Origin of the sequence: Pseudomonas fluorescens, assembly GCF_902497875.1 — a bacterium.
Classification (GTDB): domain Bacteria; phylum Pseudomonadota; class Gammaproteobacteria; order Pseudomonadales; family Pseudomonadaceae; genus Aquipseudomonas; species Aquipseudomonas fluorescens_BR.
Map to the genome: position 1 here is coordinate 141,575 of NZ_CABVHY010000011.1, position 19,995 is coordinate 161,569.

At 59.0% G+C, this 19,995-nt stretch carries 20 protein-coding genes; 8 read left to right on the top strand and 12 right to left on the bottom strand.

The features are described from left to right. Positions 1-63: 63 nt before the first annotated feature. Positions 64-345 (bottom strand): HU family DNA-binding protein, encoded by a 282-nt coding sequence (locus F8N85_RS13185; RefSeq protein WP_150640524.1) that lies wholly within the window; start codon positions 343-345, stop codon positions 64-66. Between the two features lie 396 nt (positions 346-741). On the opposite strand from F8N85_RS13185, the gene yejK reads away from it, so the two are divergent. Both yejK and F8N85_RS13195 read left to right on the top strand, forming a co-directional pair. Continuing rightward, positions 742-1,746, top strand: coding sequence for a nucleoid-associated protein YejK (yejK, locus tag F8N85_RS13190; protein WP_150804035.1), 1,005 nt, complete (start codon positions 742-744; stop codon positions 1,744-1,746). After that, on the top strand, positions 1,746-2,096 hold the full coding sequence (locus F8N85_RS13195) for a glutaredoxin family protein (RefSeq protein ID WP_150804036.1): 351 nt from the start codon (positions 1,746-1,748) through the stop codon (positions 2,094-2,096). Before yejK ends, F8N85_RS13195 begins: the two co-directional genes overlap by 1 nt. 128 nt (positions 2,097-2,224) lie before the next feature. On the opposite strand, the gene F8N85_RS13200 is transcribed toward F8N85_RS13195, so the two are convergent. From F8N85_RS13200 to F8N85_RS13220, 5 genes are all read right to left on the bottom strand, one after another. Further along, on the bottom strand, positions 2,225-3,163 hold the full coding sequence (locus F8N85_RS13200) for a glutathione S-transferase family protein (RefSeq protein WP_150804037.1): 939 nt from the start codon (positions 3,161-3,163) through the stop codon (positions 2,225-2,227). A 170-nt stretch (positions 3,164-3,333) separates the two neighbouring features. Continuing rightward, on the bottom strand, positions 3,334-3,654 hold the full coding sequence (locus F8N85_RS13205) for a GIY-YIG nuclease family protein (protein ID WP_150804038.1): 321 nt from the start codon (positions 3,652-3,654) through the stop codon (positions 3,334-3,336). Positions 3,655-3,707: 53 nt separating this feature from the next. Continuing rightward, positions 3,708-4,178, bottom strand: a complete 471-nt coding sequence (locus F8N85_RS13210) for a nuclear transport factor 2 family protein (RefSeq protein WP_150804039.1) — start codon at positions 4,176-4,178, stop codon at positions 3,708-3,710. 101 nt (positions 4,179-4,279) lie between these two features. Beyond that, entirely contained in the window at positions 4,280-5,602 is a 1,323-nt protein-coding gene (locus F8N85_RS13215) for a CynX/NimT family MFS transporter (protein WP_150804040.1), read from the bottom strand. Continuing rightward, positions 5,592-6,251: a FadR/GntR family transcriptional regulator gene (locus F8N85_RS13220; RefSeq protein WP_150804041.1), complete on the bottom strand. Its 660-nt coding sequence runs from the start codon at positions 6,249-6,251 to the stop codon at positions 5,592-5,594. Before F8N85_RS13220 ends, F8N85_RS13215 begins: the two co-directional genes overlap by 11 nt. A 284-nt stretch (positions 6,252-6,535) precedes the next feature. On the opposite strand from F8N85_RS13220, the gene F8N85_RS13225 reads away from it, so the two are divergent. After that, complete coding sequence (locus F8N85_RS13225; protein ID WP_150804042.1) at positions 6,536-8,185, top strand: S8 family peptidase; 1,650 nt, start codon at positions 6,536-6,538, stop codon at positions 8,183-8,185. A gap of 91 nt (positions 8,186-8,276) precedes the next feature. Here F8N85_RS13225 and F8N85_RS13230 read toward each other — a convergent pair whose 3' ends face one another. The 4 genes from F8N85_RS13230 to F8N85_RS13245 form a co-directional block, all read right to left on the bottom strand. Further along, positions 8,277-9,041 (bottom strand): amino acid ABC transporter ATP-binding protein, encoded by a 765-nt coding sequence (locus tag F8N85_RS13230; RefSeq protein ID WP_150804043.1) that lies wholly within the window; start codon positions 9,039-9,041, stop codon positions 8,277-8,279. 11 nt (positions 9,042-9,052) lie between these two features. Next, positions 9,053-10,150, bottom strand: a complete 1,098-nt coding sequence (locus F8N85_RS13235) for an amino acid ABC transporter permease (protein WP_150804044.1) — start codon at positions 10,148-10,150, stop codon at positions 9,053-9,055. Between the two features lie 10 nt (positions 10,151-10,160). Next, complete coding sequence (locus F8N85_RS13240; protein WP_150804045.1) at positions 10,161-11,342, bottom strand: amino acid ABC transporter permease; 1,182 nt, start codon at positions 11,340-11,342, stop codon at positions 10,161-10,163. 65 nt (positions 11,343-11,407) lie between these two features. Then, positions 11,408-12,436: an amino acid ABC transporter substrate-binding protein gene (locus F8N85_RS13245; RefSeq protein ID WP_150804046.1), complete on the bottom strand. Its 1,029-nt coding sequence runs from the start codon at positions 12,434-12,436 to the stop codon at positions 11,408-11,410. A 469-nt stretch (positions 12,437-12,905) separates the two neighbouring features. On the opposite strand from F8N85_RS13245, the gene F8N85_RS13250 reads away from it, so the two are divergent. The 5 genes from F8N85_RS13250 to F8N85_RS13270 all read left to right on the top strand — a co-directional run bounded on the left by F8N85_RS13250 (position 12,906) and on the right by F8N85_RS13270 (position 18,291). Further along, positions 12,906-13,562 (top strand): alpha/beta hydrolase, encoded by a 657-nt coding sequence (locus F8N85_RS13250; protein ID WP_150804047.1) that lies wholly within the window; start codon positions 12,906-12,908, stop codon positions 13,560-13,562. Between the two features lie 91 nt (positions 13,563-13,653). Beyond that, positions 13,654-15,141, top strand: a complete 1,488-nt coding sequence (rhlB, locus tag F8N85_RS13255; protein ID WP_150804048.1) for an ATP-dependent RNA helicase RhlB — start codon at positions 13,654-13,656, stop codon at positions 15,139-15,141. 129 nt (positions 15,142-15,270) lie between these two features. Further along, positions 15,271-16,224, top strand: coding sequence for an ornithine cyclodeaminase family protein (locus F8N85_RS13260; protein WP_150804049.1), 954 nt, complete (start codon positions 15,271-15,273; stop codon positions 16,222-16,224). Positions 16,225-16,439: 215 nt separating this feature from the next. Next, a complete protein-coding gene (locus F8N85_RS13265; protein WP_150804050.1) occupies positions 16,440-17,567 on the top strand; it encodes an NAD(P)/FAD-dependent oxidoreductase in 1,128 nt (375 codons plus the stop codon). Between the two features lie 88 nt (positions 17,568-17,655). After that, positions 17,656-18,291 carry a transcriptional regulator gene (locus F8N85_RS13270; RefSeq protein ID WP_150804051.1) on the top strand — a complete coding sequence of 212 codons (636 nt, stop codon included), beginning with the start codon at positions 17,656-17,658 and terminating at the stop codon, positions 18,289-18,291. A gap of 146 nt (positions 18,292-18,437) precedes the next feature. On the opposite strand, the gene F8N85_RS13275 is transcribed toward F8N85_RS13270, so the two are convergent. Together F8N85_RS13275 and moaE are read right to left on the bottom strand one after the other, a co-directional pair. Beyond that, entirely contained in the window at positions 18,438-19,214 is a 777-nt protein-coding gene (locus F8N85_RS13275) for an ABC transporter substrate-binding protein (RefSeq protein ID WP_150804052.1), read from the bottom strand. A gap of 326 nt (positions 19,215-19,540) precedes the next feature. Next, positions 19,541-19,993 (bottom strand): molybdopterin synthase catalytic subunit MoaE, encoded by a 453-nt coding sequence (gene moaE / locus F8N85_RS13280; protein ID WP_150804053.1) that lies wholly within the window; start codon positions 19,991-19,993, stop codon positions 19,541-19,543. Between the last annotated feature and the right edge of the window lie 2 nt (positions 19,994-19,995).

Here is a 19,995-nt window from a genome sequence, read left to right on the forward strand (position 1 = left end):
AAAGCCCGGGCAACAAAAAACCGTGCCCGGATCGCTCCGGAGCACGGTTTTTTTTGCTGCGTCTTACTTGTTAACAGCGTCGGTCAGGCCTTTAGCCACAACCAGCTTGATAACTTTCTTGGCAGCGATTTCGATGGCAGCGCCAGTCGATGGGTTACGGCCAGTACGGGCAGGACGCTCGGTCACTTTCAGCTTGCCGATACCTGGCAGAGTGATTTCGCCGCCATTTTCCAATTGATCAGCAACGATTTGGCCCAGTTGGTCCAGAGCGTTACGCGCGGTGGTTTTCGGCGCGTCGATGGCTTCAGCGATATCAGCGATCAGTTGGTCTTTAGTCATAGCCATGGTGGTGTTCCTTCCCTATCAAATTCATTTGGATTGCAGAGTGCAGTGTCAGCCATCGAGCCAGGTCGCCTGGACCTGGCACCCGATTACAAACCGCGACGAATCGGGGATGTAGATAACAAATTCAGGGTTTGGTTCGACCTGACAAATGCTGAATGCACGCTTAACGCCTTTACTGGGCGCAAGACCGGGCAAAACTAGCACAGAGACGGGGAAATATCCGCCTCTACCTACCCATTTGGTCAGCTTTATCGCACTAAAACCGTAAAAATTTGCATACCTGTGGTCAGACCGGCCCAAAAGGCCTGTCGGACACCGCCAAAACTAGCAGGTGCGGTACACTGGGCGCTTTTTCGGGGAGCTCGCCCCTCCCCCATTCAACCAGCCGAGAAGCCCATGCCGATCCGTCATTGCATCGTCCACCTGATCGACAAAAAACCCGACGGTACACCTGCAGTTCTCCACGCTCGCGACTCCGAACTGGCGCAATCCCAGGCCATCGAGCACATGCTTGCCGACCTCAACGAGAGCTACAACGCCAAGCAAGGCAAAGCCTGGGGCTTGTTCCATGCGGAATCCGGGGCGCACCCTTTCAGCGGCTGGCTGAAGGAATACCTCGACGGCGGCAAGGACTTCACTGGCTTCAGCCGTGTGGCGGTCGAACACCTGCAAAAACTGATGGAAGAGTCCAACCTCTCGGTGGGTGGCCACGTGTTGTTTGCCCACTACCAGCAAGGCATGACCGACTACCTGGCCATCGCCCTGCTGCACCATAGCGAAGGCGTCGCGGTGAACGCCGAGCTGGACGTGACCCCCTCCCGCCACCTTGATCTGGGCCAGTTGCACCTGGCGGCGCGGATCAACATCTCGGAGTGGCAAAACAACAAGCAATCCAAGCAGTACATCTCGTTCATCAAGGGCAAGAACGGCAAGAAGGTCTCGGAGTACTTCCGCGACTTCATCGGCTGCCAGGAAGGCGTCGACGGCCCTGGCGAGACCCGCACGCTGCTCAAGGCCTTCAGCGACTTCGTCGAAAGCGAGGACCTGCCGGAAGAGTCCGCCCGGGAAAAGACCAAGACCCTGGTGGATTACGCCAGCAGCCAGGCAAAAATGGGCGAGCCAATGGGGCTGGAGGAATTGTCCGAGCTGATCGACGAAGAGCGTCCGAAAGCCTTCTACGATCACATCCGCAACAAGGACTACGGCCTGTCGCCGGAAATTCCTGCCGATAAACGCACCCTCAACCAGTTCCGTCGCTTCACCGGCCGCGCCGAGGGCTTGTCCATCAGCTTCGAAGCGCACCTGCTGGGCTCGAAGATCGAATACGACGAAGAAGCCGGGACACTGATCATCAAGGGCCTGCCGACCCAACTGACCGACCAGCTCAAGCGTCGCAACTGATGTTGAACGGGATACTGAAGAAATTTCTGCTGATCCTGCTGGTGGTCGTGGCTTATCAGAACTGGGGCAAGATCGAGCGACTGTTCAACCCGCAGGCGTCAGTGTCCGAGCAGACCCAGGCCAACGCCAGGGTCGTGCTCTACGCCACTGACTGGTGTGGCTACTGCAAGCTGACCCGGCGCTTCCTCGATCAGCAAGGCATCCCGTACAACGAGTTCGACATCGAGAAGAATGCCGAAGCACGCAAGGCCTATGAGGCCCTGGGTGGACGGGGGATTCCCCTGCTGGATGTGAATGGCACCTTAATTCGCGGTTACAGCCCTGAGGCTATCCTGACAGCATTGAAATAGGAGCCGCCGCACCAGACCGGCCGTACGCCCCCCCCGTGTAGGAGCTGCCGCAGGCTGCGATCTTTTCAGTGGTTCACCGGTTTTCCAACCGGACGCGAAGATCAAAAGATCGCAGCCTGCGGCAGCTCCTACGAGAGCGCTTCGATGCAAAACCCAAAGCGCGGAAAGTGCACGTGCACCACCCCGCCGCGCTCATCTTCACGACGCAGGATCAACTCTTCGCTGCCGGCAAACAGCAACTCGCCGGCAACCGGGTCGACGCCATAGTCCGTTGCGGCAATCACCACCTGCTGACCGGCCTTGAAACCATTCGGGTCCTGGAAAACTTCATCAGGCAAGGCTGCCGGCTCGGTCCGGCGGGCAATTTCCAGGGCTTCGCTCGAGCTCATTTCGTTTGAGGCGCCATGGCCGAAACTCAGTACCCGAGCCAGCCACGAGGAGACCGCCGGGTAGTTGTCGACAAAGGGTGCAGTCACGGGTGTTGCCTTGAGGAACCACAGGCTGTGTGCCAGGGCGAAGTCAGCGATCGACGGCTCACCGAACAGGAAATCCCCCTCTTCTCTTTGCAGCTGTTGCTCGAGCCGCCCCATGATGGTTGGCCATTGATGCTTGGCCTGCGCTGCCGATAATCGAGTGGCACTGCCGCCAGCGAACAAACCTGCACGGTCAGCGACAAAGTACTCAACGGCTTCGGGCGCCATTTTGGCGAAGCGTACGGCTATCGATTCCGGCTGGAATACCAGGCTCACCGCGTGCTGGAATACCACCGAATCAGCCCAGGCCGCAAAAGCCGCAACCACCAGTTCCTTGCCTTCCGGAAACAGCGCCGGCGAGGATTTTTCCTGTTCGAGGCGACGGGCGATCAGCGCGGTATCGCAGTAGATATCGGCGCCGACCTGCAGCACGGGAGTCTTGCGATAGCCGCCGGTCAACGCCGTCAGATCCGGCTTGGGCATCACCGCCGGGATGTTTACCGAGCGCCAGGACAGCCCCTTGAAGCCCAGCAAAAGACGGGCCTTCTCAGCAAAAAGCGACGTGGAGTAATGGTGAAGAATCAACTCTGACATGCTGCAGCCCGCCGGGTGAATAGAGACAACCAGCTTAACGCGCAAAAGGTAAGCAGCCTACCCATCTGGCTGATGGGGGCTTATCAGGCAGATTGATAAAAGGTAAAGACACGCCAGTGCCAGGCCCACCATCACAAACTAGACAATACCCGGGCACCCTGACGTTACCGTCAGCTTGATGTGCCGACCGAAGCACTGGCCACCAGGCATTCCTTGGCGCTTTTCTTGAGTTTTTTGATCAGGCGTTCCTGACGCAGGGCTTCACCCTTGTCGCGGCAGATTTCTGTGTAGACCAGGGCCACCGCCGGGCTCGACAGGAAAAAGCGCGCGCCCTTGCCACGTTGATGGGTGGCGAACCGGCGCACGGGATCATCGCTGATCCCGCAATAGAGTGAACCATTGGCCGCGCGCACCAAATAGACAAACCACGGTTTGCTGATCGCAATCGCGGGTTCGACGCTGTTGACGGAGGTGGGGACGCTACTGTTCACGTGACGATCTTGGTGTGATGAAAACCAACGGCGATCTTAGCAGAGGCCAACCTTTAACGACTGCTCTGGAACGCCCTCAAACCTTTCAACGCTTGCGCCCGGACGGCGTTTCTCACCAATGGCGTCCAGCCCAGCAACAGGCCTTTGACGCCCAGCGCCTGCCGCGACCAGCGCCACAAATCGAACTGGTCGTGGTGCTCACAGATTTTGCCGTCGCGAAAAACGAAGCGCGCCTGGATATCGTTGACCACGATGTTCCCGGTCTGGCTGAACAGGTAAGTCGCCAGCCAATGGGCGCTGCCGCTGCGTTCATCACTGCGCACGTTGTCGAAGGTCAGGGTGAAGTCTTTGGCCCGAGTGGTCAGCATGCGCCACATGTCACCGACATCACGCCCGCGCAACTCGCCAAACGCCGGATCACTGAACACCACATCCTCGGTGTAACAGGCACTCATGGCCTCGGCATCCCGCCGCTGGAAAGCTTTATAGAACTCAGTGATCAATGCGTTGTGGGCGTCACTCATGAACAAGGCTCCGATGTATCGAAAGGGTACCTGCACGATAGTGGGCAAATGCGCTGAAAACTATCGGCATTCATGACAGCAATACCGACAGTGCGCTTGCGTCAGACCTTTTCGCTTTCGACCTGGACGTACAGCGAACGTCCGGCGCCGAGGCCGGCGAGGATCGCGGCTATACCGATCACCCCGAAAATCCAGCCCAGCGCAGTCCAGCCGCCCGTCAGGTCGTGCACCAGGCCGACCGCGAACGGGCCCATGGACGCCAGGGTGTAACCGATACCCTGGGCCATGCCCGACAGATTTGCCGCGACATGGGCGTCGCGCGACCGCAAGACAATCAGGGTCAGCGCCAGACTGAACGCCCCGCCCTGCCCCAGACCGAGCAGAATCGCCCAACCCCAGAGGCCTTCGAGCGGCGCGTATAAACAGCCAAACAATCCCGCCATCACCAGCGCCATTACGACCACTATCGCCAGACGCTGATCCTTGCCTCGGGTTGCCAGCCACGGCGCAGCCAGCGAGCTGGCCAGCTGGACGATGACCGAACCGGACAATACCAGCCCCGCCTGTGTCGGAGTCAGGCCGCGGCCGATCAGAATCGACGGCAACCAACCGAAGACGATGTAGGCTAGAGAGGATTGCAAGCCCATGTACAAGGTCACTTGCCAGGCCAGCGGATCACGCAGTAAACCGCGCACCCGATAAGCCACATTGTGCGCACCCTGTTTGTGCCCGACTTGCGGCAACCAGAACACGGCCGCGACCAGTGCCGGCACGATCCACAACCCCAGCCCCATGGCCCAGCTGCCGTCGAAATGCTGGCTGAGCGGGACCGTCGCCCCCGCCGCCATGGCCGCGCCCAGGCACAGCGCCATGGTGTAGACCCCGGTCATGGTCCCGGCGTGTCTGGGGAAATCGCGTTTGACGATGCCCGGCAGCAACACGCCGATCACCCCGATACTGGCACCGGCCAGGATGCTGCCGGCAAACAAACCGGTTTCTCCAAATGAACTGCGCAACAGGATTCCGCCCGCCAGGGTCAGCAGGATGCCCAGGACCACCCGCTCGGCACCGAATCGTCGCGCCAGAATCGGTGCCAGCGGAGCGAACAGGCCAAGACAGAGCACCGGCAAGGTGGTCAGCAACCCCGCTTGCGCCGCCGACAGCCCGAGGCTTTTCGACACGTCGCTGAGCAACGGCGCCATACTCGACAGCGCCGGGCGCAGGTTCAACGCCACCAGCATCAAGCCCAGCAGCAACAGCCACGGGCGGTGCAGCAGCGGATGGCTTTGCTGGACTACGTCGTCATCGGCTTCGGCATCGATCAACAGCTGTTCGAGTTCCGCCGTGCGTTTGGTCTGGGTCATGCTGCTACGGGTCGCCTGTGGGGCGTTATCGGACATGGGGTTCTCGGTCTCAAGGTTCATTGATCAGCTTCCGGGAAATGGCTTTGGCCAGTTCCGGGTCGCGTTGCTCGACGGCATTCAGCAGCTCGATGTGCAGGTCGAACACCTCCTGGCGCCGCGGCGTGATATTCAGGGTCTGGCGCAGATGCGCGCCAACGATGCTGGAAAAGTAGCGGTACAGCTCGCTCAAGGTCGGGTTGTGCGCGGCGTCCACCAGTCGACGGTGGAACACCAGATCGCAGGCGATGTAACTGTCGAGATCACCGTGGTAGTGGCTGCCGCTGACGCCAAGGGCTTCATGCAGTGCCTTGAGGTCGTCATCGGTGCGCCGCAGTGCCGCCAGGCCAATGGCCTCGACTTCAAGAATGTGCCGAGTCTCCCGGGCCTGCTCGGGGGAGCAGCGGGACAACGCCTTCATGGTATCCAGCGGATCAACCACTGCCCGCAGGTAACTGCCGTCGCCCTGGCGAATTTCGATCAACCCGGAAAACGCCAACACGCGCATGGCCTCACGCACCGTATTGCGGCTGATGCCCAACTCAAGTGCCAGTTCCGGCTCGGTGGGCAAGCGCTGGCCGATGGTCCAGGTGCCGTTGTTGATGCGCAAGCGCAACCGCTCCAGGGCCTGATCGACCAAAGATCGCTTAACTAATGGAGAAATATCTGACACAGGACTCGCCTTTTCATCCAATCATAGGATGAATTTTCTGACATGTTAGTCAGCTTTGCCGGGTAACACAACGCACCGGAAAGAAATCAATGAGCGGGTGAATGTCGAGATCCTGATCGCAGCCAGGGAACAGAACGCCAGGATTCTCTGCGAAGACAAGGAATCAACCCACAGGCAGGAGGTCAGGCCGCTGACTTCGCCTCATCACCTTGCCTGTCACGCTTAGACCCTGCGCTACAGGCGCTCCAGCCTGCTGGTCCTTGAAGCAGACAACGGGAGAAATCATGGAAGAAATCAAATTCGGCACGCGCCACTCATGCTCTTTTTTTCTTGAAAAGAGCCCCGACCTGATCGTCGTTCGCAGCCATACGGGAAAATGTCTGGAATCGACCCTTCACTGCGAAGACGCCCATGAGGCGATTGGCGACGGCCAACTGATCATGCAAGTAGCCGACGCAGGTGTTCAAGTCTTCAAAGTCCCTGTGGCGGTGAACTGTTTATCCAGACGCAAAGCTCTGCTGCGCGCTTTGCCGCAGCTACGCTTCGCCGGCAGCGTGCTGATAGATCCGGATACGCAGGAACCCGTGCTGTACACGGAGAATATTTTTCTCAAGTTCATTGATCAACTCACCCCGACGCAATGCCAGGCAATCCTTGAAGAGCTTGGTCTGCAAATAAAGCAGCACGCTCCCTACGCCACCAACGCTTTCTTCGTGAACCATAAAGACCACGGCGGGTCGGGTGTATGTTCATTCGCGCTGGATCTGCTTGAGCGTACAGACGTCGAGTATTGCCATCCTGAAATTTTGCGGCAGCCGCAACGGCGCGCCATTCACCCAAATCAATGGCATCTGAAAAGAACCACTGTGACGTATCAGCTTCATATCGACGCCAGCGCCAACGTCGAGGCAGCCCATGCGCTGAGCCAAGGTGAGGGTGTTGTTATCGCGGTCATTGATGACGCTTTCGATATAGACCATCCCGAGTTCGCAGGCCCTGGGAAAATTGTAGCGCCACAGAACTTCGATCGTCTCAATGCCAAGAGCGGCCCACGCCCAAAAAATCAACACGAACAGCACGGTACAGCGGCTGCAGGCGTGGCCTGCGCCAATGGCCAGGAGGGTGCAAGCGGTGTTGCTCCCCAAGCCAGGCTGATGCCTTTGAAGCTGACCAAACCCTTGGGCGCACGGGCTGAAGCCGATGCTTTTTTCTGGGCGGCCGATAACGGCGCTGACATCATTTCATGCAGTTGGGGGCCCGCCGAAGGGCATTGGGCCGACCCGACGGATCCCAGGCATCTGAAGGAATTCCCCTTGGCTGCAAGTACCCGGTTGGCGATGCAGTACGCCGCCACCAAAGGGCGCAAAGGAAAAGGCTGCGTCCTCTTCTTCGGGGCGGGCAATGGCAACGAGAGCGTGGATATCGACGGTTATTCCAGCCATCCGATGGTCATTGCAGTCGCCGCCTGCAACGACCAGAACCGCCGCAGTGCCTACAGTGACTTCGGCAAAGCGATCTGGTGCTGTTTCCCTAGTGGCGACCAGCAGCACCCGGATCCGAAATTCAAGCCAACCACCTCAAAGCCACAGACGCGCGGAATACGCACCACAAGCCTGAGTGGCGAGATCGCTGACAACGGCACCTCAGGTGTAGATGGGTCAGGCAGATATACCGAGACTTTCAGCGGCACCTCCAGCGCTTGCCCAGGAGCGGCCGGAGTGGCGGCGTTGGTTCTTGCGGCCAATCCGGCACTGACACGCGAAGATGTGCGAAAAATTCTCGCCGATTGCTGCGACAAGATCGGTCACCCCGACGATGGCGTTCTCGGCCAATACGACCCTAACGGTCACAGCCACTACTACGGTTACGGACGGCTCAACGCACATCGTGCCGTACGCTTGGCGCTCGACAAAATCGATACCCTGGCAACGTAAACAGCACGTACCAAAAAGCCCCGCAAGCGTTAGCTAACGGGGCTTCAAGGCGGCAAACGTTAACGTTCACCCAGCAACCGCGCTCACCTCATCAATGCAGAATCTGGCTCAGGAACAGCTTGGTCCGATCGTTCTGCGGGCTGTCGAAGAAGTCGTTCGGTGGGGCCTGTTCGACGATTTCACCCTTGTCCATGAAGATCACGCGGTTGGCCACGGTGCGGGCGAAGCCCATTTCGTGGGTTACGCAGAGCATGGTCATGCCGTCTTCGGCCAGGCCGATCATGGTGTCCAGAACCTCTTTCACCATTTCCGGATCGAGGGCTGAAGTCGGCTCATCGAACAGCATGATTTTCGGCTTCATGCACAGTGCCCGAGCAATCGCCACGCGCTGTTGCTGACCACCGGAAAGCTGCCCCGGATACTTGTGCGCCTGCTCTGGAATGCGCACGCGTTCCAGGTAGTGCATGGCAATTTCTTCGGCCTTGCGCTTGGGCATCTTGCGCACCCACATCGGCGCCAGCGTGCAGTTCTGCAGGATGGTCAGGTGCGGGAACAGGTTGAAGTGCTGGAACACCATGCCGACTTCACGACGAATCGCTTCGATCTGCTTGAGGTCGTTGGTCAGTTCCACGCCATCAACGACGATGCGGCCCTGCTGGTGCTCTTCCAGGCGATTGAGGCAACGAATGGTGGTCGACTTGCCGGAACCGGACGGCCCGCACAAGACAATACGCTCGCCTTGTTTGACGTTCAGGTTGATGTCTTTCAGTACGTGGAACTGGCCGTACCACTTGTTCACGCCCTGCATCTGAATAATGCCTTCAGGGCTCACAGGCTGTTTGATCGCTTCACTCATAAACTACGCTCCTAACGCTTGTGGCCTGTATCCAGCTTGCGTTCCAAATGCATGGAATAGCGGGACATACCAAAACAGAAAATCCAGAACACCAGGGCTGCGAACACATAGCCTTCGGTGGCCATGCCCAGCCATTTCGGGTCGGCGGCGGCTTGCTTGACGCTGTTGAGCAGGTCGAACAGGCCGATGATGATCACCAGGCTGGTGTCCTTGAACAGCGCAATGAAGGTGTTGACGATGCCAGGGATCACCAGCTTCAAGGCTTGCGGCAGAATCACCAGGCCCATGCTACGCCAGTAACCGAGGCCCATCGCCGCAGCCGCTTCGTACTGACCTTTGGGAATCGCCTGCAGACCGCCGCGCACCACTTCGGCCACGTAGGCCGACTGGAACAGAATCACCCCGATCAGCGCCCGCAGCAACTTGTCGAAGTTCATGCCTTCGGGCAGGAACAACGGCAGCATCACCGAGGACATGAACAGCACAGTGATCAACGGCACGCCGCGCCAGAATTCGATGAAGGTCACGCAGACCACTCGAATCGCCGGCATGTTCGAGCGACGCCCCAGGGCCAGCATGATCCCCAGTGGCAAGGCGCCGGCAATACCGACAGTAGCGATCACCAGGGTCAGCATCAGGCCGCCCCATTGGCTGGTCGCTACTTCGCTCAGACCAAACCAGCCACCGTGCAGCAAGGTGTAGGCAATGATCGGATAGAGCACCAGGAAGCCCAGGCCGTAGATCGCCTTGCGCGGGAAGCGCGAGATGAACAATGGCGCAACGCCGATCACCGCCAGCCACACGGTCAAGTCGACCCGCCAGCGCAAGTCGGTCGGATAGTAGCCATACATGAACTGACCAAAGCGCTGCTGGATGAACACCCAGCAGGCGCCTTCCTTGGTGCAGTCGGCGCGCGTGGTGCCAACCCAGTTGGCATCGAGAATCGCCCAACTCAGGATCGGCGGTACTATCAGCCAGATCAGGTAGAACGCGAACAGTGTCAGCAGGGTGTTGAGCCAGCTGGAGAACATGTGCGCCCGCATCCACGCCACGACACCGATGCTGCTGCTCGGTGGTGGCATGTCGGGTTTGAAAATATGAGTCGTCATGTGCGCTTCCTCACCGCTCGATCAGCGCAATGCGCTTGTTGTACCAGTTCATCAGCAGGGAAATGCTGATGCTGATCGCCAGGTACACGCTCATGGTGATGGCAATGACCTCGATGGCCTGCCCGGTCTGGTTCAGCACCGTACCGGCAAACAGCGAGACCATTTCCGGATAACCGATACCGGCCGCCAACGAGGAGTTCTTCGCCAGGTTCAGGTATTGGCTGGTCAGCGGCGGAATGATTACCCGCAGCGCTTGCGGAATGATCACCTTGCGCAGGGTCGGACCGTTGCGCAGGCCGAGGGAACGGGCTGCTTCGGTCTGGCCATGGCTGACCGACATGATCCCCGAACGCACGATCTCGGCGATGAACGCCGCGGTGTACACCGTCAAGGCCAGGGTCAAGGCCAGCAGTTCCGGGATCAACACCCAGCCACCGACAAAGTTGAAGCCTTGCAGCTTCGGCAATTCCCAGTGCAACGGAGCGCCAAAGATCAGTGCGCACAGTGCAGGGATCACCAGGAACAGCGCCAGGCCAACCCAGAACTTGTGGAACGGTACACCGGTCGCTTCGAAACGCTTGTTGGCCCAGCGGCACATCATCACGACGGCAACGATCGCCACCACGATACCGGCCATGAACGGCCAGAACCCGTCGGCGGTCAGGGCTGCCGGCATATTCAGGCCACGGCTACTGACGAAGAAAGTATCGCCGAAGTTATGACTGTTGCGCGGCCCCGGCATGGTCAGGAACACCGCGAAGTACCAGAACAGAATCTGCAGCAGCGGTGGAATGTTGCGGAAGACCTCGACGTAGACGGTCGCCAGCTTGCTGATGATCCAGTTCTGCGACAGCCGGGAAACGCCGACAATGAAGCCGAGGATCGTCGCCAGGATGACGCCGATGAAGGTCACCAGCAGGGTATTGAGCAGGCCGATGACAAACACCCGGGCATAGCTGTCCGATTCGGTGTAGTCGATCAAATGCTGAGCGATGCCGAATCCGGCGCTGCGCTCGAGAAAGTCGAAACCGGAGGTAATGCCCCGGTGTTGAAGGTTGGTTTGGGTGTTATCGAACAGATACCAGCCCATCGAGACCACCGCGACAATCGTGATGATCTGAAATGCCCACGCACGCACTCGTGGATCGCTGAGGCTGAGCCTCTGCTTTGGTGCGCCGATTGAATTTTGCATGAAGTGCCCCAGAAATAATGGAACAGAACATCACCCGGTGGTTGGCCCACCGGGTGATAGAACCATCAGCGCACTGGTGGTGCGTATTGAATGCCGCCGTTGTTCCACAGAGCGTTCAGCCCGCGGTCGATGGCCAGTGGAGTGCCTTTGCCGAGGTTTTTCTCGAACACTTCACCGTAGTTGCCCACTTGCTTGACGATCTGCACAACCCAGTCTTTCGGCAGTTTCAGATCCTTGCCGTATTCACCGTCAGCACCCAGCAGACGTGCAACGTCGGGGTTCTTGGTGGCTTTGGCTTCGGCTTCGACGTTTTTCTGAGTAATACCCATTTCTTCGGCATTGAGCATGGCGAACAGGGTCCACTTGACGATGCTGAACCACTCTTCGTCGCCTTTACGCACGACCGGGCCCAGTGGCTCCTTGGAAATGGTTTCCGGCAGCACGACGTAGTCGGTCGGGCTCGCCAGCTTGCTGCGCTGTGCGTAGAGCTGGGATTTGTCGGAGGTCAGTACGTCACAACGACCGGATTCCAGCGACTTGGCGCTTTCATCGGAGGTGTCGAAAGTGATCGGGGTGTATTTCAGACCGTTGCCGCGGAAGAAGTCGGAAACGTTCAGTTCGGTCGTGGTACCGGCTTGAATGCAGATGGTTGCGCCGTCGAGTTCTTTAGCGCTCTTGACGCCCAGCTTGTTGTTTACCAGAAAGCCGATGCCGTCGTAGTAAGTCACACCGGCAAACACCAGGCCCATGCCCGAATCGCGGGAACTGGTCCAGGTGGTGTTACGCGACAGTACGTCGATTTCGCCGGATTGCAGCGCGGTGAAGCGCTCCTTGGCGTTCAACTGGCTGAATTTGACCTTGGTCGCGTCGCCGAATACGGCAGCGGCCACAGCGCGGCAAACGTCGGCGTCGATCCCGAGGATCTTGCCGGTTGCGTCCGGTACCGAGAAGCCAGGCAAACCGTCACTCACGCCACACTGTACGAAGCCTTTTTTCTGCACTGCATCCAGGGTTGCACCCGCCTGAGCGAACCCACTGACACCGAGCACTGCGGCCGCAGTCACGATAGCCAGGGTGGATTTCAACATCTTCATTCAAACCTCCAGTTCTTGCTCTTGTTGTGTCGGAGCTTGAGCCTTGCCGCACCCTTATGAGGCGCTGTTGACCCGTGTTGGCTTTTATTAGGGTCAAGCGGCGTAAGACCTTCGCTATGAGTCTCGTAGGAGAAAATCCATAGAATGGAAAACTCACTTCTCACCAATCGGCCGAACGGGCTGTAGCCCTTTCATGTTCGCGAAGCCCGTAGCGGCCTTTGGCGAACGTCCATCAGCGGATTTTTTTGCTATCCCACAACCGAAGGTAGACTGATAGTGTTACCGCTCGGCGCAGGATTACTGCACAGCTTTCCCCATAGCAAAGGCCGTACCAAACCGCGCGCTAAAGCGCTTTAGTGACAGGTCAATAGCAAAACTTGCAGCCTTGCGACATCTTCGTAACTGATCAACCAGGCGCGCACTCTGACCACGCACACAATCAGCGCGCACGCACACTATTGGAGCAGACATGACCCAGACCTTGATTCTTCAGCCCAGCAACCCCGTCGACGCCTGCGTGATCTGGCTCCACGGCCTGGGTGCCGACCGCTACGATTTCCTGCCGGTGGCCGAAGCGCTGCAAGAAATACTGCTGACCACCCGCTTCGTTTTGCCTCAGGCACCGACCCGCGCCGTGACTATCAATGGCGGTTACGAGATGCCCAGCTGGTACGACATTCTGGCCATGAGCCCGGCCCGGGCGATCAACTGCGAGCAGTTGGATGAGTCCGCGCAAACGCTGATCAATGTGATTGAAGAACAGCGCGCCAGCGGAATAGACGCCTCGCGGATTTTTCTTGCCGGTTTTTCACAGGGTGGCGCGGTGGTTCTGCACACCGCTTTTTTGAAGTGGCAAGGACCATTGGGTGGCGTAGTTGCCCTCTCCACTTATGCACCAACCTTCAGTGACGAACTGCAATTGTCCGCCAGCCAACAACGGATTCCGGTGTATTGCCTGCACGGTCATTACGACGAGGTCGTACAAAACGCCATGGGCCGAACCGCTTACGAGCACTTGAAACGACTTGATGTCACCGTGACATGGCAGGAATACCCAATGGGCCACGAAGTGTTACCCGAAGAAATTCGCGACATTGGCGCCTGGCTCGCCGACCGTTTGCGCTGAAAACTGAAACTTCCTGTAGCCGTATGACCAATGAGCTACGCCGCGCCCGATTCTTGCATTACACTGCCCGGCACTTAACCAATTTGATGAGATGACCGTGCTCAAAGCACTCAAGAAAATGTTTGGTAAAAGCGAGGCTGAGCAGCTCGCGCCTGGCTCTATTGCACCTTCCCACAGCTCCGGAACCCGCACCGACGCTAATCAGCCGGATCGCGCAGTGTCTGGGGCCGTACCCAAGAAAGAGCCGGTGAGCACAGCCGTCGCCCAACCTGCTGCGGCTCCGGCCTGCGAGCAACCGCGCAGCGAAGAAGCCAAACCTGCGCAACCTCGCCGCCAACGCGCGCCGAAACCGCCAGTCACACCCTGGAAACTCGAAGATTTCGTCGTCGAACCCCAGGAAGGCAAAACCCGCTTTCACGATTTCAAACTTGCACCAGAACTGATGCACGCGATCCAGGACCTGGGTTTCCCGTACTGCACGCCGATCCAGGCCGAGGTGTTGGGCTTCACCCTCAAGGGTGAGGACGCCATCGGGCGTGCCCAGACCGGCACCGGTAAAACCGCCGCGTTCCTGATCTCGATCATCACCCAGCTGTTGCAGACCCCGCCGCCCAAAGAGCGCTACATGGGTGAACCGCGGGCGCTGATCATCGCTCCGACCCGCGAACTGGTGGTCCAGATCGCCAAGGACGCGGCCGATCTGACCAAATACACCGGACTGAACGTCATGACGTTCGTCGGCGGCATGGACTTCGACAAGCAACTCAAGCACCTCGAAGCCCGCCACTGCGACATCCTCGTGGCCACCCCCGGCCGCCTGCTGGACTTCAACCAGCGCGGTGACGTCCACCTCGACATGGTCGAAGTGATGGTGCTCGACGAAGCTGACCGCATGCTCGACATGGGTTTCATCCCGCAAGTGCGTCAGATCATTCGCCAGACCCCACCGAAAAACGAGCGTCAGACGCTGTTGTTCTCCGCGACCTTCACTGAAGACGTGATGAACCTGGCCAAGCAATGGACCACCGATCCGGCCATTGTCGAAATCGAAGCGATCAACGTCGCCAGCGACATGGTCGAGCAGCACATCTATGCCGTCGCCGGCAGCGATAAATACAAGTTGCTCTACAATCTGGTGAACGACAACGGCTGGGAACGGGTGATGGTCTTCGCCAACCGCAAGGATGAGGTGCGGCGCATCGAAGAACGCCTGGTGCGTGACGGCGTCAACGCCGCGCAGCTGTCCGGCGACGTGCCGCAGCACAAGCGCATCAAGACCCTGGAAGGCTTTCGCGAAGGCAAGATCCGCGTACTGGTCGCCACCGATGTCGCCGGCCGCGGGATTCACATCGATGGCATCAGCCACGTGATCAACTTCACCCTGCCGGAAATGCCGGACGATTATGTGCACCGCATCGGCCGTACCGGTCGGGCTGGCGCCAGCGGTGTTTCGATCAGCTTTGCCGGTGAAGATGACTCCTACCAGCTACCGTCCATCGAGGCGCTGCTGGGTCGCAAGATCAGTTGCGAAACTCCACCCACGCATCTGCTGCGCGCAGTAGAGCGCAAGCACCCGTAAAACCCGGCGCAATAAAACAGACGCAGACCGGAAACGGCCTGCGTTTTTTTTCGTCTGGATATTGTCAGCGAGAACTATAAGTCCATAATGGACAAATTAGTTTACTTTCATCTCCACGGGAGCATCTGCATGTCCAGCACGCCTTATGTGATCGCCCAGACCCAGGCCCGCCAGCTCCTCGAGCAAGTCGACGTGCCGCAGATCCTGCGCAAGCTGTTCCGTGACCTGGCTGCCGGGCAAGCGGTGCAACCTGCCCAGCAGTTGGTGGAGTTCCCCCACGGTGCTGGCGATTTCATCAACTACCTTGGGGTTCTGGCCGAAGACCGCGTCTACGGGGTGAAAACCTCGCCCTATATCGTACGCAGCGAAGGCCCGCTGGTCACCGCCTGGACATTGTTGATGTCGATGGAAACCGGCCAGCCATTGCTGCTGTGCGACGCTGGCGAATTGACCACCGCCCGCACCGCCGCGACCACCGCGGTGGCGGTTGATGCGCTCGCCGCGCCTGATGCCCAGCGTCTGGCCATCATTGGCAGCGGCCCTGTAGCCCAGGCGCACCTGCACTACGCGAAAAACCTGCGCGACTGGCAAAGCATCAATCTCTATTCGCCGGGCCTGGCGGACAAAAGTCCGGAAGCGCTGGCGTCACTGCGCGCGCTTGATCCGCGCCTGCAGATCGTTGCCAGCCGTGAGGAAGCGCTCAGCGATGTCGACGTCATCATGCTCTGCACTTCCTCGGCTGGCCCGGTGATCGATCCGCTTACTTTGAGCAAACCGGCACTGATCACCTCGATCAGCACCAACGCACCGCGAGCTCACGAAGTGCCGCCGCACGCGCTGAATGAAATGCAGGTCTATTGCGACTATCGTCAGACCACACCTGGCTCGGCTGGAGAAATGCTGATCGCCAGCGAGCAGCATGGCTGGGATAAAAGTGCCATTCGCGGCGATCTGCCAGAGTTGCTCAGCGAACAGACACCACGTCCAGCCTACGACCGTCACGTGTTCTTCCGCTCCATCGGCCTGGGCCTGGAAGACATCGCACTGGCCAATGCGCTCTACCAGTTACAGCGCAATAGCTAACACAGCCCGGATACGGTCCCCTGTGGCGAGGGGGCTTCCCCCCGCTCGGCTGCAAAGCAGTCGTAAAACGGTTGACGCGTTCTACCTGACAAAATGCGGTTACCGATTTTAGGACCGCTTCGCGCTCCAGCGGGGGCAAGCCCCCTCGCCACAGCAATCTCCCTCGCCACAAAAAGCCCCGCCAGACTCAGGCTCACAATTTCCAGGAGAACCCCATGACTCAGGCAGATTTCATCATCATCGGCGGTGGTATCGCCGGTGCGTCCACCGGTTACTTCCTGTCACGTCACACTCGGGTGATTGTGCTGGAGCGCGAAGCGCATCCGGCCTATCACTCCACCGGACGTTCCGCCGCCTTGTACACCGCCGCCTATGGCACGTCTCAGGTCCGCGCATTGACCCTGGCCAGCCGAGACTTCTTCGATGCACCACCGGCGGGTTTCTGCGAGCATCCGTTGCTGACTCCGCGCGGGGAAATGACCGTGGATTTCACCGGCGACCCCGAAGAGCTGAATAATCAATACCTGAGCGCCAAGGCCAGCGTGCCTGAGATGCAGCTGCTCAGCGCCGACGAAGCCTGTGCTCGATTGCCGATCCTGCGCCGGGAAAAAGTCCACGGTGCGATCTACGACCCGAGTGCCAGCGACATCGACACTGACGCCCTGCATCAGGGGTATCTGCGGGGTATCCGACGCAATCAGGGTGAAGTGCATACCGACTGTGAAGTGCAGAGCCTGAGCCGTGACGCCCAGGGCCAATGGCAGGTGAAAACTGCCGGACAAACCTTCAGCGCTCCAGTGGTGATCAATGCGGCTGGCGCCTGGGCCGACAAAATCGGCGAGATGGCCGGGGCCAAGGCGATCGGCCTGCAACCCAAGCGCCGGGCAGCGTTTATCTTCGCCGGTCCCGAAGGGCTGGATATCCACGACTGGCCGATGCTGGTCAGTCTCGACGAGTCGTTCTACATGAAACCGGATGCCGGCATGTTCCTCGGCTCCCCGGCCAACGCCGACCCGGTCGAGCCCCACGACGTGCAGCCCGAAGAGCTGGACATCGCCATGGGTATTTACCAGATCGAGGAAGCCACTACCCTGACCATTCGCCGGCCGACCCGAACCTGGGCCGGGTTGCGCAGTTTCGTCAGTGACGGCGATCTGCTGTGCGGCTTCGATCAGCAGGTGCCCGGCCTGTTCTGGGTCGCGGCTCAGGGCGGGTACGGAATCCAGACCTCACCCGCCATGGGCCAGGCCGCTGCCGCCCTGGTACGTGGCGATGCCTTGCCGGAACAGCTGACACGCTTTGGCCTGAGCGCCGCCATGCTCTCCCCCGCTCGCCTGGGTTAGCACCCTCAGGTGACGACCCGCCTCGATTGCGGCAAACTCCCAGCGCCCTTACCGATAGGGCGCTGAACGCTGCCTGGAGCAACACCCTATGACACCACCTCGACAAGACCCCGCCCTGGATAACTTCCGGGCGATTGCCGATGCTATTGCCACGCTGTTTTACCCCCACGCCGAGGTGGTGCTGCACGACCTGCGCACGCAAAAGATCGACTACATCGCCAACAACCTGTCCAAGCGCGAAGTGGGCGACGATGCGGCACTGGAAGACATGCTCAGTGAAGAGGTCAGCGAACGGAACATTGGTCCCTACGAAAAGCTCAACTGGGACGGCCAGAAAATCCGCAGCCTGAGCAGCGTGCTGCGCGACAGCAATGGTCAACCGCTGGCCGTGCTGTGCATCAACCTGAATATCTCGCTGTTCGAAAACGCCAAGGCCGCGCTGGATCTGTTCCTGTCGCCGAGCAAGCTGATTGCGCAACCGGACTCACTGTTTCGTGACGACTGGCAGGAGCGCATCAACACCTTCCTGCACGCATGGCTGCGCGAACGTCAGTTGAGCCTCAACCTGCTGACCCGCGAGCACAAACGCGAGCTGGTGCTGGCCCTGCACGCCGAAGGCGCCTTCAAAGGCAAAAGCGCCTCCAATTACGTGGCGAATGTGCTGAATATGGGGCGGGCGACGGTGTACAAGCATTTGAAGGAATTGAAGGAATTGAAGGGCTGAAGATCAAAGGATCGCAGCCTGCGGCAGCTCCTACACTGGCCGAGTACACCTGTGAAATTGCAGGAGCATGCGATCCTGTAGGAGCTGCCGCAGGCTGCGATCTTTTCCGCACCGCCAGGCACCATCGCAATACCTGGCGTGCGCGATCAGTCGCCGTAGATATCCGACTTGAAGTACTTGGCCTGGATCTTTTGGTATTCGCCATTGGCGCGAATGTCGTCGATGGCCTTGTTCAGCTGGCTCACCAGAGCGGTATTGCCCTTGCGCACGGCGATCCCGGCGCCCTCACCCACGTATTTCGGGTCTTTGAGTTCCGGGCCGACAAAGGCGTAATCGGCGCCACGTGGCATCGACAGGAAATCATCCAGAGGAATGGTATCGGCAAAAATGGCGTCCAGGCGACCAGACGCGAGGTCCATGTAGATCTCTTCATTGTTGCCGTAACGCTTGACCGTGATCCCCTTGGGCTCGAAGACTTCGGTAGCGTAACGATCAGTGGTGGTGGCCCGTTGCACGCCAACCGTTTTGCCTTTGAGGCTGGCGTACTGATCATCCACCACAGCGCCTTTCTTCATCACCAGTCGCGACGAAGTGAAATAGTACTTGTGGGTGAAGTCGACCGAATTCTTGCGCTCCGCGGTGATGGTCATCGACGACAGCGCGGCATCGATTTTCTTCACCTTCAGCGATGGAATCAGGCCGTCGAACTCGCTCTCGATCCACTCGCACTTGACCTGCATCTGCGCGCACAGCGCATTGCCGATGTCGTAGTCGAAGCCGCTGATTTTCCCCTCGGAAGTCTTGAATGCAAACGGCGGATACGCCGCTTCAATGCCAATGCGCAGGGGTTTCTCGGCGGCGAACAGGCTGCTGCATGCCAACAGGCTGAGGGCCAGGCCACTGATGAGGGTGAGTTTCTTCATGTTCATTTTCTCGCGGGTTGTTGTTGGTTTGGCAAGAGAGAAGAAAAAGTGAAACGTGAGACGCCTTTTTTGTACTTATAATTCCATACTGGACTTTTATGTATTGTTCGTCAATCGAGTGGCCGCACTTCATTCTTCCTTTGGTCGCGAGGATGAATGGGGTGAACCTGAAAGGTAGAGGATGCTGCTGATGGCCCTATCGCGAGCAAGCTCGCTCCCACAGTGAACTTGTGGTGAACACAAAAAAAGTGATCACACCGATCCAATGTAGGAGCGAGCTTGCTCGCGATGACTGACTTACAGCCGACAGAGAATGGGCAGCCTGTTTATTTGCTCCAGCGCTCCACCGCCGCATGATCGCTGTCCTTCCCTTCCACCCAGCGAGGCCCATCACTGGTGTTTTCTTTCTTCCAGAACGGCGCACGGGTTTTCAGGTAGTCCATGACAAAGGCGCAGGCGTCGAACGCGGCCTGGCGGTGGGCACTGGCGGCGCCGACGAAGACGATCGGTTCCCCCGGCTCCAAAGCGCCGATCCGGTGCAGCACTTCAAGCTTGAGCAGAGGCCAGCGCTGTTCGGCTTCGACGGCGATCTTGCCGAGGGCTTTTTCGGTCATGCCCGGGTAGTGCTCAAGAAACATTCCGGCAACCTCAAGCCCATCGTTGAAGTCACGCACGTAGCCGACAAAACTCACCACCGCACCGACGCCGACATTCGCCGCGTGCATCGCATTGACTTCAGCGCCCGGGTCGAACGCCATGGATTGCACGCGAATCGCCATGC

Coding starts and splice junctions, on each gene's coding strand:
- F8N85_RS13185 (WP_150640524.1), bottom strand. CDS start 345: ATGGCTATGACTAAAGACCAACTGATCGCTGATATCGCTGAAGCCATC.
- rhlB (WP_150804048.1), top strand. CDS start 13,654: ATGACCGTGCTCAAAGCACTCAAGAAAATGTTTGGTAAAAGCGAGGCT.
- F8N85_RS13275 (WP_150804052.1), bottom strand. CDS start 19,214: ATGAAGAAACTCACCCTCATCAGTGGCCTGGCCCTCAGCCTGTTGGCA.
- F8N85_RS13210 (WP_150804039.1), bottom strand. CDS start 4,178: ATGAGTGACGCCCACAACGCATTGATCACTGAGTTCTATAAAGCTTTC.
- F8N85_RS13245 (WP_150804046.1), bottom strand. CDS start 12,436: ATGAAGATGTTGAAATCCACCCTGGCTATCGTGACTGCGGCCGCAGTG.
- F8N85_RS13200 (WP_150804037.1), bottom strand. CDS start 3,163: ATGTCAGAGTTGATTCTTCACCATTACTCCACGTCGCTTTTTGCTGAG.
- yejK (WP_150804035.1), top strand. CDS start 742: ATGCCGATCCGTCATTGCATCGTCCACCTGATCGACAAAAAACCCGAC.
- F8N85_RS13270 (WP_150804051.1), top strand. CDS start 17,656: ATGACACCACCTCGACAAGACCCCGCCCTGGATAACTTCCGGGCGATT.
- F8N85_RS13215 (WP_150804040.1), bottom strand. CDS start 5,602: ATGAACCTTGAGACCGAGAACCCCATGTCCGATAACGCCCCACAGGCG.
- F8N85_RS13195 (WP_150804036.1), top strand. CDS start 1,746: ATGTTGAACGGGATACTGAAGAAATTTCTGCTGATCCTGCTGGTGGTC.
- moaE (WP_150804053.1), bottom strand. CDS start 19,993: ATGGCGATTCGCGTGCAATCCATGGCGTTCGACCCGGGCGCTGAAGTC.
- F8N85_RS13230 (WP_150804043.1), bottom strand. CDS start 9,041: ATGAGTGAAGCGATCAAACAGCCTGTGAGCCCTGAAGGCATTATTCAG.
- F8N85_RS13265 (WP_150804050.1), top strand. CDS start 16,440: ATGACTCAGGCAGATTTCATCATCATCGGCGGTGGTATCGCCGGTGCG.
- F8N85_RS13250 (WP_150804047.1), top strand. CDS start 12,906: ATGACCCAGACCTTGATTCTTCAGCCCAGCAACCCCGTCGACGCCTGC.
- F8N85_RS13240 (WP_150804045.1), bottom strand. CDS start 11,342: ATGCAAAATTCAATCGGCGCACCAAAGCAGAGGCTCAGCCTCAGCGAT.
- F8N85_RS13225 (WP_150804042.1), top strand. CDS start 6,536: ATGGAAGAAATCAAATTCGGCACGCGCCACTCATGCTCTTTTTTTCTT.
- F8N85_RS13260 (WP_150804049.1), top strand. CDS start 15,271: ATGTCCAGCACGCCTTATGTGATCGCCCAGACCCAGGCCCGCCAGCTC.
- F8N85_RS13235 (WP_150804044.1), bottom strand. CDS start 10,150: ATGACGACTCATATTTTCAAACCCGACATGCCACCACCGAGCAGCAGC.